Annotated in this window: 10 protein-coding genes; 9 read left to right on the top strand and 1 reads right to left on the bottom strand. The window is 62.9% G+C overall.

The genetic code is table 11. From position 1 onward, the window contains the following. Positions 1-158: 158 nt before the first annotated feature. The 9 genes from CFE47_RS01800 to CFE47_RS01760 all read left to right on the top strand — a co-directional run bounded on the left by CFE47_RS01800 (position 159) and on the right by CFE47_RS01760 (position 12,833). Positions 159-1,118, top strand: a complete 960-nt coding sequence (locus CFE47_RS01800; protein WP_017739127.1) for an AAA family ATPase — start codon at positions 159-161, stop codon at positions 1,116-1,118. A 5-nt stretch (positions 1,119-1,123) separates the two neighbouring features. Then, positions 1,124-2,056, top strand: coding sequence for a DUF58 domain-containing protein (locus CFE47_RS01795; RefSeq protein ID WP_116628994.1), 933 nt, complete (start codon positions 1,124-1,126; stop codon positions 2,054-2,056). Then, the gene (locus CFE47_RS01790) at positions 2,053-2,547 is read left to right on the top strand and encodes a DUF4381 domain-containing protein (RefSeq protein WP_058424110.1); all 495 of its coding nucleotides are present in this window, start codon (positions 2,053-2,055) and stop codon (positions 2,545-2,547) included. Before CFE47_RS01795 ends, CFE47_RS01790 begins: the two co-directional genes overlap by 4 nt. Further along, a complete protein-coding gene (locus CFE47_RS01785; RefSeq protein WP_286835224.1) occupies positions 2,540-3,628 on the top strand; it encodes a vWA domain-containing protein in 1,089 nt (362 codons plus the stop codon). The genes CFE47_RS01790 and CFE47_RS01785 overlap by 8 nt, the downstream gene beginning before the upstream one ends. Continuing rightward, positions 3,625-5,370 (top strand): tetratricopeptide repeat protein, encoded by a 1,746-nt coding sequence (locus tag CFE47_RS01780; protein WP_286835223.1) that lies wholly within the window; start codon positions 3,625-3,627, stop codon positions 5,368-5,370. The genes CFE47_RS01785 and CFE47_RS01780 overlap by 4 nt, the downstream gene beginning before the upstream one ends. Continuing rightward, positions 5,367-7,007 carry a BatD family protein gene (locus CFE47_RS01775; protein ID WP_286835222.1) on the top strand — a complete coding sequence of 547 codons (1,641 nt, stop codon included), beginning with the start codon at positions 5,367-5,369 and terminating at the stop codon, positions 7,005-7,007. The genes CFE47_RS01780 and CFE47_RS01775 overlap by 4 nt, the downstream gene beginning before the upstream one ends. Positions 7,008-7,366: 359 nt before the next feature. Beyond that, positions 7,367-8,608, top strand: coding sequence for an exonuclease SbcCD subunit D C-terminal domain-containing protein (locus CFE47_RS01770; RefSeq protein WP_286835221.1), 1,242 nt, complete (start codon positions 7,367-7,369; stop codon positions 8,606-8,608). Then, positions 8,605-12,243, top strand: a complete 3,639-nt coding sequence (locus CFE47_RS01765; protein ID WP_286835220.1) for an AAA family ATPase — start codon at positions 8,605-8,607, stop codon at positions 12,241-12,243. The genes CFE47_RS01770 and CFE47_RS01765 overlap by 4 nt, the downstream gene beginning before the upstream one ends. Continuing rightward, complete coding sequence (locus CFE47_RS01760) at positions 12,240-12,833, top strand: glutathione S-transferase (protein WP_286835219.1); 594 nt, start codon at positions 12,240-12,242, stop codon at positions 12,831-12,833. Before CFE47_RS01765 ends, CFE47_RS01760 begins: the two co-directional genes overlap by 4 nt. 113 nt (positions 12,834-12,946) lie before the next feature. Here CFE47_RS01760 and CFE47_RS01755 read toward each other — a convergent pair whose 3' ends face one another. Next, on the bottom strand, positions 12,947-13,126 hold the full coding sequence (locus tag CFE47_RS01755; protein WP_286835218.1) for a hypothetical protein: 180 nt from the start codon (positions 13,124-13,126) through the stop codon (positions 12,947-12,949). Positions 13,127-13,234 lie beyond the last annotated feature (108 nt).

Below are 13,234 nucleotides of genomic sequence, written 5' to 3'. Positions count from 1 at the left end.
ATCCTCTACCGCCCCCGCGCAAAGGCCGACTGGGTTCAAAACCCGGCACTTTGCGCGAAAAGCCGTTAGTCGCCAGCCCCCTCGATGGATTAAAGTAGGCGCCCCAGCCCAGGCATTTTCCACGATGCCCGCGCTTATCTTTCCAGGAACCGTCATCGATGGAACATCGTGAAGCGCTGCTTGCGCTGCGAACCTTTCTTTCTACGCAGATTCTCGGCCAGGAAAAACTCATCGATCGCCTGCTGATCGCCCTGCTCGCAGACGGCCATATGCTCGTCGAAGGCGCGCCGGGACTGGCCAAGACCAAGGCCATCAAGGAATTGGCCGAAGGCATCGAAGCGCAGTTCCATCGCATCCAGTTCACCCCCGACCTATTGCCCGCCGATATCACCGGCACCGAGATCTATCGTCCGGAAACCGGCAGTTTTGTGTTCCAACAAGGGCCGATCTTCCACAACTTGGTGTTGGCGGACGAAATCAACCGCGCGCCGGCCAAGGTGCAATCGGCCTTGCTCGAAGCCATGGCCGAGCGCCAGGTCAGCGTCGGGCGCAGCACTTACGAGCTGTCGCCGCTGTTTTTGGTGATGGCCACGCAAAACCCCATCGAGCAGGAAGGCACCTACCCGCTGCCCGAAGCCCAACTCGACCGCTTCCTGATGCACGTGAAAATCGGCTTCCCCGACGCCGCCGTCGAACGCCGCATCCTGCAACAGGCGCGTGGCGAAGCCCTCAACGGTGAAACCAAGCCCGAGCGACGCGTCAGCCAGCAGGCGATCTTCGCCGCCCGCAAGGAAATCCTCGGCCTGTACATGGCCGACGCGGTGGAGGAATACCTGGTGCAACTGGTCATGGCCACGCGCACCCCGGCCAAGTTCGACCCGGAAATGGCCGAGTGGATCGCCTACGGCGCCAGCCCACGCGGCTCTATCGCCCTCGACCGCTGCGCCCGTGCACACGCCTGGCTGGCCGGGCGCGACTTCGTGAGCCCCGAAGACATCCAGGCGGTGCTGTTTGACGTGTTGCGCCACCGCATCATCCTGTCGTTCGAGGCCGAAGCGGCTGGCATTGACCAGGACCGCGTGGTGCAGCGCATTCTCGACGTCGTTGCCGTCGCTTGACCCGCATGAACGCCAGCGATGGAATCCGCGTCACCCTTAGCGAATTGATCGAGATGCGCCATCGCGTGCGCGAAGTGCAGTTGTTTTCCACGCCGAGCCAGCGCAGCCCGCTGATCGGCTTGCACCACTCCAAGCTGCGTGGACGCGGCGTCGACTTCGACCAGGTCCGCGTGTATCAGGCCGGCGACGATGTGCGCACCATCGACTGGCGCGTGACCGCGCGCACCCAAGAGCCGCACACCAAGCTGTTCCATGAAGAACGTGAGCGGCCGATTTTCATCATGGTGGAGCAAAGCTGTCGGTTGTTTTTCGGCTCGGGGCAGATGTTCAAGTCGGTGCTCGCCGCGCAAGCTGCCAGCCTGATCGGTTGGGCGGCGCTGGGGCATAACGACCGCGTCGGCGGCCTGGTATTCGGTGATAACGAGCACTACGAAATCAAACCCCGGCGCAGCAAGCAAAGCCTGTTGCAACTGCTCAACCGGCTGGTACGGGTCAACCAGAGCCTGAACACCGAGAGCCGTCCCGAAGCGGACGCGTTGGGCATGGCCTTGCGCCGTGGCCGTGAAGTGCTGCGCCCCGGTAGCCTGGTGATCGTAATCTGCGACGAACGTGCGCTGACCGAAGGCGCCGAACAACAACTGAGCCTGCTGTCGCGTCATTGCGACCTGCTGCTGTTGCCGATCTCCGACCCACTGGACCACGCCCTGCCCGCCGCCGGCCTGCTGCGTTTCGCGGAACGCGGCGCGCAGCTGGAACTGGACACACTGAACTACGACCTGCGCCAGGCCTACAAGGCGCAGGCCGAGGCGCGTATTGCGCGCTGGGAATTGCTCGCGCAAAAACTACGCATTCTGTTGATGCCCTTGAGCACCCAAAGCGAAATGGTCGAGCAACTGCGCGAATACCTCAACCCGCAACGCCCGGTTAAAAAGCAATGAGCAGCCTCGACCAACTGCAACCGCTGATCGCCCCGCCAGCCATCGGTTTCTGGCCACCTGCGCCCGGTTGGTGGTTGTTATTGCTGGTGATTCCGCTGCTGGGCTGGGGGCTATGGTCGCTGCGCCGCTTCTTGCCCGCACGCCGCCCAGTGGCGCGCGCCGAACAACCACTCGACCCGTTGCGCATCGCCGCCCTGGCAGAACTGGCCCTGATGCCCAAACCCTACGACGGTGCACCCGCCGGCGCCTGGCTGCAGCAGCTTAACGGTCTGCTCAAGCGCCTGTGCCGTAACGACTACCCCTACAGCCAGAGCCACACCCTCAACGGTCGCAAATGGCTGGCGTTTCTCGACAACCGCTGTCCGGCCGCCGGCCTCACGCGCTGGATGGTGCTGGTGGAAGGCGCCTACAAACCCGAATGCAAACTCGACGACAAGGCCATCGCCGGCCTGACCCAAGCCGTCGACACCTGGATTCGCAAACATGTTTGAGTTCGCCTGGCCGTGGATCTTCGCCCTGTTGCCCTTGCCGTGGTTGATGCGGTGGGTGCTGCCGGCGGCCGACAGCGGTGAGCCCGCGCTTAAAGTCAGCTACCTCAGTGACCTCGAAGGCCTGGCCCGCCGCCGCGCCCGCGTCAATTTGCCGGGCTGGCGGCAGCAAGCGCCGTTCGTGGTGCTGTGGCTATTGTTGTTGACCGCCGCCGCACGCCCGGAATGGCTGGGCGAACCGCTGCCGATCGCCGCCAGTGGCCGCGACTTGCTGGTGGCGGTGGACGTGTCCGGCTCCATGGACTTTCCCGACATGCACTGGCAGGACGATGACGTCAGCCGCTTGAGTCTGGTGCAGCACCTGCTCGGCGACTTCCTCGAAAACCGTGAAGGTGACCGCGTCGGCCTGATCCTGTTTGGCAGCCAGGCTTATCTGCAAGCCCCGCTGACCTTCGACCGCCGCACCGTGCGCACTTGGTTGGACGAGGCGCGCATCGGCATCGCCGGCAAGAACACCGCCATCGGCGATGCCATTGGCCTGGCCCTCAAACGCCTGCGCCAGCGTCCGGCACAAAGCCGCGTGCTTATCCTGGTCACCGATGGCGCCAACAACGCCGGGCAGATCGACCCGTTGACCGCCGCGCGCCTAGCCGCCGAAGAAGGCGTGAAGATCTACCCGATCGGCATCGGTGCCGACCCGGAACAAACCGGCTCCTTAGGCATTCTGGGTGTCAATCCGAGCCTGGACCTGGACGAGCCAGCGCTCAAGGCAATTGCCGAGGCCACCGGCGGCCAGTACTTCCGCGCCCGCGACGGCGAAGAACTGCAAACCATCAAGGAAACCCTCGACAAACTTGAGCCGGTCGAGCAACAACCGACCCGCGCACGCCCGGCCCAGGCGCTGTATAGCGCGCCGCTGGCCCTGGCGTTGGTGCTCAGCATGCTGTTGGTGATCCAGGAACGCTGGCCAAACAACGCGTTGCAGCGCTTTTTCAACAAACTGTCGAGCAAGGGGACTTTCCTGCAACAACACCCGGAATGGCGCCAACGCCTTAAACGCCTGCGATTGCGGAGGCGTCGATGATCGACCTGTGGCCGCACTGGTTCCGTCCCTGGTGGTTGTTGCTGCTGCCACTGCTCTGCTGGCTGCTGTGGCACTTGTGGCACCGGCAAAAACGCGCCGGGCGTTGGCAGATGATCCTGCCGCCGGCCTTCCACGCCGTGTTGCTCAGTGGTGGCAATGGCCGCGAAAGCAAATCGCCCTGGGTGGTACTCGGGATCGCCTGGCTGCTGGCCGTGCTGGCATTGCTCGGCCCGAGCTGGCAGCGGGTAGAACAATCCAGCCAGAAACCCTCCGACCCGTTGGTGGTGTTGCTGGAACTGACCCCGGAAATGCTCGCCACCGACAGCCCGCCCAACCGCCTGGAGCAAGCGCGGCGCAAGCTGTATGACTTGCTGCAAGCACGCAGCGATGCGCAAACCGCCATCGTCGTGTATGCCGGCAGCGCCCACACCCTGGTGCCGCTGTCGGATGACCTGTCCACCAGCCGCAACCTGCTGGAAGCGCTGCGCCCGTCGATCATGCCCGAACCCGGGCATCGTGCCGACCTGGCAGTGGAGAAAGCCCTGGGCTTGCTCAAGCAAGGAGGCCTGGGCCAAGGCCGCCTGCTGCTGGTTGGCTCGTCGCTGTCCAAGCAGGAACGCCAGGGTATCCGCCTGCTGCTGCAAGGGGCGCAGTCGCCGGCCTTGTCGATCCTGGGCATTGGCAGCCGTGAAGGCACGCCGGTAACCCAGGAAAGCGGCGAGTTCCTCAAGGACGAGCAAGGCGCGATTCTGGTGCCGCGCCTGGACAGCCCGACCCTCAAGGCCTTCGCCAGCGAAATGGGCGGGCGTTACCGCGCGGCACGCCTGGATGACAAGGACCTGCGCCAACTCGGCGTGCTGGACCCGCCTCAATCCATGCGCAACGACGGGCAACTGCTGCATTTGGACACCTGGGCCGACCAAGGCTACTGGCTGCTCCTGCCGCTGTTGTTACTCGCCGCTTGCGCCGGGCGCCGTGGCTGGCTGTTCTGCTTGCCGTTATTGCTACTGGGTGCGCCACAGCCCAGCTACGCCTTTGACTTTCAGGACCTGTGGCTGCGTCCCGACCAACAAGGTCAGTACCTGTTGAAGAAAAAACGTCCTGCCGAAGCCGCCGAACACTTTCAGGACCCGCAATGGCAGGGTGTGGCGCTGTACGAGGCCGGCAACTATGCCGAGGCCATCAAGCGTTTTGCCGAGGGCGATGACGCCTACGCCCACTACAATCGAGGGAACGCCCTGGCCAAGTCAGGCGAGTTGGAGGCCGCGATCGATGCGTACGAACAGGCTTTGGAAGCCCAGCCAGACTTGCAGCCAGCCTTGAAAAACAAAGCCCTGCTGGAAACCCTGATTCAGGAGCAAGAGCAGGCGAAGACAGAGCCGGAGAAGCCTGCAAAAAACGAGGATGACGAAACCACCCAACCCGGCCAAACTGCGCAACCGGGCACCAGCGGGCAAAACGCCAGCGGTGGTGATCAGTCCTCCCAAGGCCAGGGTCAGGCCGGCACCGGCGATACGCAGACCGGCGCCACCTCGCCAACCGGCAACAATGACGTACCGGGCAGCGAGCTGGGGGATGAGCAAACCACCACCCCGCCGCTGCGCCCAAACGATGCCAGCCTCGACGGCGAACACCGCCAGGCCTTGGAGCAATGGCTGCAGGAGATCCCGGACAACCCCGGTGAATTGCTGCGCCGCAAATTCTGGTACGAACAGCAACAACATCAGGACAAGACTCGATGAGCCGCCGCACCACCCTACTGCTTCTGCTCGCGTTAACGGCAGGCCACGCCCAGGCGGCGAATTTGGTCGCCAGCGTTGATCGCAGCCGCGTCAACTCCGGGGAAACGGTAGAGCTGACGGTGGAATCCAACGACGTCACGCTGTTCGGCAAACCCGACCTGTCGCCGCTGGATGCGCAATTCGAAGTCAGCGGCACGCGCCAGCTCAACCAGCTCACTACCCTGGGCGGCGATAACCACGCCACCACGCGCTGGATCATCACCCTGCTGCCCAAGGAAAACGGCACCGTGGTGATCCCGCCGCTACAGGTCGGCGAATACAAGACCCAGCCCATCAGCCTGCAAGTGGTTGAAACCGCCAGCCAGAACACCAGCGCCGAGCTGGCCCCTGTGTTTGTCGAAGCCAACATCGACCAGCCCACTGTGTACGTGCAGGCCCAGGTGCTGTTGACGGTGCGCGTGTACCACTCGGTGTCGCTGTATGACGACAGCAGCCTGACGCCGTTGCAGATTCCCGATGCGCGGGTCGAGCAGCTGGGTGAGTCGCGCACCTACGAGAAAGTCATCAACAGCATTCGCCACGGCGTGATCGAAACCCGCTACGCGATCTATCCGCAGCACAGCGGCAGCCTGGTGATTCCTGCGCAGACGTTCAGTGCGACCTTGGTGGAAGCGCGGCCGCCCCAGGAAAATACCCTGCAAGGCACCAAGCCCGGCAAGCTGATCCACGTGAGCTCTGCGGAGCTTGCACTGACGGTCAAGCCCAAACCCGAACTGTATCCCGCCGACACCCCGTGGTTGCCGGCACGCAGCCTCACCCTGAGCGAAACCTGGAACCCGGAACCTGAACACGTGCAGGTCGGCGACTCCCTGACCCGCAGCCTGACGGTCAAGGCCGAAGGCCTGTCGAGCGCCCAACTGCCTGCCCTGCCCAGCACCGACATTCCTGGCCTGCGCCGCTATCCCGACCAACCGGTGCTGGGCAACCAGACCAACGACCGCGGCTTGATCGGCAGCCGCGAGGACCGCGAAGCCCTGGTGCCCAACCGCGCCGGCACACTTGAAATGCCCGCCGTAGAAGTGGTGTGGTGGAACACCCATGAGGACCACCTGGAACGCACCAGCCTGCCGGCCCGCACCCTGCAAGTGGCCACCAATCCAAGCCTGGTGGTGGACACCCCCGCCACCCCCACCGTGATCACCGCGCCCGACGACAGCCACCTGTGGTTGTGGCAACTGAGCACCCTGATTCTTGCCTGCACCACGCTGCTGGGCTTCGGCCTATGGTGGCGTGCGCGCTGGCAACCGGCCGTGCTGCGCGCCGCGCAAACCGGCCCCAGCCCACGCACGCTACTGGACGACCTCAAGCGCGCCACCCAGGCCAACGACCCCCAGGCCACGCGCCAGGCCCTCGACGCCTGGGCGCGACAACAGCCGGAAACCCTGGCGGACATGGCGGCGCGCTATATCCCCTTGTCCGATGCGCTGGATGGGCTGAACGGCGCGCTCTACAGCGAAAGCGGGCAATACTGGCTGGGCGAAGACCTGTGGCGTGCGGTCAAGTCGATCCCGATGGCGGAACGTGAGCTGGACCCGGCCGCCGATACCACCAGCTTGCCGCCGCTGTATCCCAAGTAACGCGACATCCCAGACACAACACCTATCAAAATGTGGGAGCGGGCTTGCTCTAATGCCAGTCGTTTAAGGAAACGAAAGGCGACCTCATTCTTGTAGTGAGCGGGCTTGTCCCGCGCTGGGCTGCGAAGCGGCCCCAAAACCGGACAACTGGGCTCTATCTGGAAGAGCGCGTCGGCCGAATTAGGGCCGCTTCGCAGCCCAGCGCGGGACAAGCCCGCTCACTACAGAGCCATGTTGCGCTTGACTGACTGGCATTAGGGCAAGCCTGCCCGCACATTTGATCTGTGCCCCGCAACAGGCACCGCGTGTGCTTTTACAGGTAAACTCCCCTCCTTTTCCTATTCTCCACGGAGTTCGCCTTGCGTCTGTTTCACACCTCCGACTGGCACCTTGGGCAAAACCTGCATGGCCAGGAACGCGATTACGAACACGCCTGTTTTCTCGACTGGCTGCTGGGCCAATTAAAGGCCCACGCCCCGGATGTGTTGCTGATCGCCGGCGATATCTTCGACACGGTCAACCCGCCGCTCAAGGCCCAGGAGCGGCTGTATGACTTCATCATCAGCGCCCACGAACAAAACCCGACACTGACCATTGTGATGATCGCCGGCAACCACGATTCCGGTTCACGCATCGAGTTGCCGGCACCGTTGATGCGCCGGTTGCGCACCCACGCCCTCGGTCGGGTGTTGTGGCTGGACGACGGCCAGCTGGATGCCGACCGCCTGCTCATCCCACTGCCGGATGCCAAAGGCAAGGTTGTTGGCTGGTGCCTGGCGCTGCCGTTTTTGCGCCCGGCGGAAGTCACCGGCACGCTATTGGGCGACGATTACCTGCGCGGCATCGGCCAGGTGCATGAACAGCTGATCGCTGCCGCCAACGCCAAGCGCAAGAAAGGCCAGGCGCTGATTGCCATCAGCCATGCGCATATGGCCGGCGGTTCAGTGTCGGAAGACTCCGAGCGCAGCCTGATCATTGGCAATGCCGAGGCGCTTCCCGCCAGCCTGTTTGACCGAAGTGTCGCCTATGTCGCCCTCGGCCATTTGCACAAGCCGCAAAAGGTGAACGCAGAAGAGCGCATTCGCTACAGCGGCTCGCCGATTCCACTGTCGTTTTCCGAAATCAACTACAAGCACCAGGTGCTCGACGTGACATTCCAGGGCCAATGCCTGGTGAGTGTCGAGCCGCTGCTGATTCCGCGCTCGGTCGATCTGCAACGCCTGGAAGCCGCTCCGCTGGCCGATATCCTCAGCACCTTGGCCGAGCTGCCGGACATCGACCTGCTCGCCGAAACCCAGCGCCACCCGTGGCTGGAAGTCCGCGTGCGCCTCGACGAGCCCCAGCCGGACCTGCGCCAGCAGATCGAAACCGCCCTGCAAGGCAAAGCCGTGCGCCTGGTGCGCATCGCTGCTGAATATGCGGGTACCGGCAACCGCGAAGACGAAAGCGACGAGCGCCTGATCGAACTCGACCAACTCACCCCTCAGGAACTGTTCAGCCGCGCCTGGCAGGACAGCTACGGCAGTGAAGTGGATGAACAGACCTTAAAGGACTTCGCCGTGCTGCTCCAGGAAGTGCAACAGGAGGATGAACAGCCATGAAGATCCTCGCCATTCGCCTGAAAAACCTCGCCTCCCTGGCGGGCCCGTTCGAAATCGACTTCACCGCCGAGCCCCTGGCCAGCGCCGGTTTGTTCGCCATCACCGGGCCAACCGGCGCCGGCAAAAGTACCCTGCTCGACGCCTTGTGCCTGGCGCTGTTTGGTGCGGTGCCGCGCCTGGGCGATACCGGCCAGGCCAAGATGCCGGATGCCGACAGCGACATTTCCATCGGTGACCCACGTACCTTGCTGAGGCGTGGCACCGGCGGCGGTTATGCCGAAGTGGATTTTGTCGGCGTCAGCGGCCGTCGTTATCGCGCACGCTGGGAAGCCAATCGCGCCCGTGACAAGGCCAGTGGCAAGCTGCAGAACAGCCGCCAGAGTCTGATCGACCTCGACAGCGATCAACTGCTGGCCAGCCAGAAGACCGAATACAAGACCCAGCTGGAATTGGCCCTGGGCCTGAACTTTGAGCAATTCACCCGTGCCGTATTGCTGGCCCAGAGCGAGTTCAGCGCGTTCCTCAAGGCCAATGACAACGAACGCAGTGAACTGCTGGAAAAACTCACCGACACCGCGCTCTATACCCAGCTCGGCCGTCGCGCGTTCGACAAGGCCAAAGAGGCCAAGGACGCCCACAAACAGCTGCAAGACCAGGCCACCGGCGTAGTCCCCCTGGCACCTGAGGCCCGCGCCGAACTGGATCAACAGTTCACTGAGGCCCAACAGCAACTCAAGACCCAACAGGCTCAGCTCAAGCAGCTGGAGTTGCAGCACACCTGGCTCAAGGAACTGCGCGAATGGCAGGAGCGCCAGCTCAGTGCCACCGAGCAACTGCAGCGCGCGCAGGCCGATTGGGACAGCCAGGGCCCACTGCGTCAGGACCTGAGCCGCCTGGATCAACTGGCGCCGCAGCGTCACCATTTCGCCCGTCAGGCTGACCTGGCCAATCTGCTGGCGCCTTTGGCCGCGCAGATTCAGCAGCACATCGAACAACAGGCCGAACTGAACACCCGCCAGGAACAGGCGCACCAACAGCAGGCAGCGGCACACACGGCCCTCGTCGATGCCTTGAAGAACCAGAGTGACGCGGTGCCCTTGCTGCGCCAGGCGTTCGAAGAGCAAAGCACCCTGGCCCACTTGACCAAGGACCTGGCCAAGCGCGTCGAAGACCAACTGCAACACGAAAGCGCCTGCACCGAAGGCCAGGCCCTGCTCAACGGTTTGCTGGACAAACAAACCCAAGTTGCCGAACGCCTGCAACGCCTGGCCACAGGCCTGGAGCGCAGCGCCGCCCTCGCCCCGCTAAGCGATGCCTGGACCGTTTACCGTGAGCGCCTGCAACAACTGATGCTGATCGGCAATCGCCTGAACAAGGGCCAAGCCGAATTGCCGCAGTTGGAACAACGCGCCACCACTGCCGCAGAACGCTTCACCCAACAGCGCGAAGCCCTGGACCTGCTGTATCAGGAAGCCGGTGCCGAACCCCACGCCGTGGCCGAGCAGATCCAGCTGCTTGCCAGCCTGCTGCAAGACAATCGCAAACAGCAGCGCGCCTTCGAAGACCTGACGCGCCTGTGGGACAACCAGCAGCAACTCGATCAGCGCGCGACGGCACTGGCGCAAAAGCTCGCCGATGCCCGACAGCAGCGTGAACAACTGAACCAGACCGGCTTGCAAACCAAGGCCGAACTGACCGTTGCCGAACAGACGCTAACGGTAACCAAGCAACTGCTGGAACGCCAACGCCTGGCCCGCAGTGCCAGCGTCGAAGAGCTTCGCGAGCAGTTGCAAGACGACCAACCATGCCCCGTGTGCGGTAGCCATGAGCATCCGTATCACCAGCCCGAAGCCCTGCTGCAAAGCCTGGGTCGCCATGACGACAACGAAGAGGCTGCCGCGCAGAAAACGGTCGACACCCTAAAGGAAAAACTCAACGAACTGCGTGGCGAAGTCGGCGGCTTGATCGCCCAGCAAAAGGAGTTCCTGCAACAGCAGGAGCAATTGGCAACGCAGCAGCAAGCGCTGGCCCCGACCCTGGACGCGCACCCGTTGTCCGCTTCGTTGTTCAACCAGGACGCAGCCAAACGCAGCGACTGGTTGGCCCAACAGCTCGGCCAACTGACCCAAAGCATCACCCAGGATGAACAACGCCAGGGCGCCCTGCTCAACCTTCAACAAAACGCCGGACGCTTGCAGCAACAACTGCAAGCCGCGCAGGATGCCAGCCAGCAAGCCCGGCAATTGCTGGTGGACCAGCAACGCGAGTTGTCCAACGACCGCGAACGCCTGGACGAAGAACTCAACGCCTTCGCCAGCCTGTTGCCTGCCGACACCTTGGAAGGCTTGCGCAACGAACCGGCGGCGACGTTTATTCAGCTGGACCAACAGGTCAGCCAACGCCTTGAGCACTTGGGCCATCAACGCGATGAACTGGCCGAGCAGCAAGATCGCCAGCAAGCCATCGAGAAAGAGCAGACGCATCAGCAACATCGCCAGCAGCAACGCGATGCGTTGCTTGTGCAAGTCACCGAGTTGGCGGCGCAGCAACAGGCCGCCCAGGAGAAACTCGGCGCACTGCTCGGCGCCCACGCCAGCGCCGAACACTGGCAGCAGCAATTGGACCAAGCCGTAGTCCAGTCCCGCCAAAGCGAGACGGATGCCAACCAGCAGTTGCAGGACACGCGTAATGCGCTAATCCAACTGGCGGCTGACCTCAAGGCCCAGCAGGAACGCCAACAGGCGCTACTCGTCGAGCAACAGAACCTCGACACCCGCATCAGCGAGTGGCGCGCCCTGCACCCGGAGTTGGACGACGTCGGCCTCACCCGCTTGCTGACCTTCGATGACGCGCAGGTCAGCGCGCTGCGCCAGCAGTTGCAGCACAGCGAGAAAGCCGTCGAACAAGCCAAGGTGCTGCTGCAAGAACGTGAACAACGTCTTGCCGACCACCAGGCGCTGCACAACGGCAACCTCGAAGCCGAGGCGCTGGACAGCACCCTGGCCGCGCTCAACCAGCAACTGGCCGAGGGCGAGAAACAGGTTGCCGAGTTGCGTGCGCGTCAGTCCGAAGACCAACGCCGCCAGGATGCCAACCACTCCCTGGCACTGACCACCGCCAAAGCCTATGAAGAATGGCAGCGCTGGGCACGCCTTGAAACGCTGATCGGCTCTGCCAGCGGTGACAAGTTCCGCAAGATCGCCCAGGCCTACAACCTCGACCTGCTGGTGCACCACGCCAACGTGCAACTGCGCCAACTGGTGCGTCGCTACCGCCTCAAGCGTGGCGGCAGCATGCTTGGCCTGTTGGTGATGGACACCGAGATGGGCGACGAACTGCGCTCGGTGCATTCGTTGTCCGGCGGCGAGACGTTCCTGGTGTCGCTGGCGCTGGCCTTGGGCTTGGCGTCGATGGCGTCCAGCACCTTGAAGATCGAGTCGCTGTTTATCGACGAAGGCTTCGGCAGCCTCGACCCCGAATCGCTGCAATTGGCCATGGATGCCCTGGACGGTTTGCAGGCCCAGGGCCGCAAGGTGGCGGTGATTTCCCACGTGCAGGAAATGCATGAACGCATCCCGGTGCAGATCCAGGTCAAGCGCCAGGGCAATGGCTTGAGCACGTTGGAGGTCAAGTGAGCGAAGCGCTGCTGTATTCGTTCCGACGCTGCCCGTATGCGATGCGGGCGCGGTTGGCGTTGCGCTACTCCGGTGTGCCGGTGCGCGTCGTCGAGGTGAGCCTCAAGGCCAAGCCGGCCGAGATGCTGGCGCTGTCGCCCAAAGGCACGGTGCCGGTGTTGAGTGTTGACGGGCGGGTAATTGAGGAAAGCCTGGAGATCATGCAATGGGCCTTGGCGCAGAACGATCCGCAGGATTGGTTGCTGCACGGTGACCCAGCGGTCTTGGCGTTGATTGCAGAAAACGATCAGGGCTTCAAACATCACTTGAATCGATACAAGTACGCCGAGCGTTACCCAGAGCAACCGATGGAACTCTATCGGGCCGAGGGTGAGGTGTTCTTGCAGAAGCTGGAGGGGTTGTTGGCCGAGCGGGATTACCTGCTGGCAAACCACCTGACCCTGGCGGATGCTGCACTGGCGCCGTTTGTGCGCCAGTTTGCCCATGTGGATCGAGTGTGGTTTGCCGGTACATCGTATAAACGGTTGCAGGGTTGGCTTGAACGCTTTCTGGAATCGCCACTGTTTATCGCAGTAATGGCAAAACCCTAACAAATGTGGGAGCTGGCTTGCCTGCGATGCAGACACCTCGGTGAATCAGTCATATCCAGGTGACGCCATCGCAGGCAAGCCAGCTCCCACTTTTGAATCAGGTGATCTTTAGCTCACTGCTGAATCTTGTGATCCAGAGCCGCATAGAAATTGGCACTCTGTTGCAGGTATTTCTGGGTGTAGGCGCTGGTGTTGGATTTTTTGCCGGTGACTTCCACGCTAGCGGCGGCAGGCAGGGCTACGGTGGCGGAAACAGCGGAAGCAGCGATGATGGAGAAGAGGTTCAGATTCATGTCGGTAACCCTTGTGTTCGTTTGGTTGGGTGGCCGGGGAAGGCCTTGGAACCAAACTTACGCCCGAGGGCTGAACCTTAGAAATGCTTTGAAACAGTAGCCGCTATT

It is taken from the genome of Pseudomonas sp. PGPPP1 (assembly GCF_002255865.1).
Taxonomy (GTDB): domain Bacteria; phylum Pseudomonadota; class Gammaproteobacteria; order Pseudomonadales; family Pseudomonadaceae; genus Aquipseudomonas; species Aquipseudomonas cremoris.
Note: the sequence above shows the minus strand (reverse complement) of the source record. Positions and strands in the feature narration are given on the sequence as shown.

Excerpts from the sequence above, each read along its gene's own strand:
- CFE47_RS01800 (WP_017739127.1), top strand. The coding sequence starts at position 159 with ATGGAACATCGTGAAGCGCTGCTTGCGCTGCGAACCTTTCTTTCTACG.
- CFE47_RS01795 (WP_116628994.1), top strand. The coding sequence starts at position 1,124 with ATGAACGCCAGCGATGGAATCCGCGTCACCCTTAGCGAATTGATCGAG.
- CFE47_RS01790 (WP_058424110.1), top strand. The coding sequence starts at position 2,053 with ATGAGCAGCCTCGACCAACTGCAACCGCTGATCGCCCCGCCAGCCATC.
- CFE47_RS01785 (WP_286835224.1), top strand. The coding sequence starts at position 2,540 with ATGTTTGAGTTCGCCTGGCCGTGGATCTTCGCCCTGTTGCCCTTGCCG.
- CFE47_RS01780 (WP_286835223.1), top strand. The coding sequence starts at position 3,625 with ATGATCGACCTGTGGCCGCACTGGTTCCGTCCCTGGTGGTTGTTGCTG.
- CFE47_RS01775 (WP_286835222.1), top strand. The coding sequence starts at position 5,367 with ATGAGCCGCCGCACCACCCTACTGCTTCTGCTCGCGTTAACGGCAGGC.
- CFE47_RS01765 (WP_286835220.1), top strand. The coding sequence starts at position 8,605 with ATGAAGATCCTCGCCATTCGCCTGAAAAACCTCGCCTCCCTGGCGGGC.
- CFE47_RS01755 (WP_286835218.1), bottom strand. The coding sequence starts at position 13,126 with ATGAATCTGAACCTCTTCTCCATCATCGCTGCTTCCGCTGTTTCCGCC.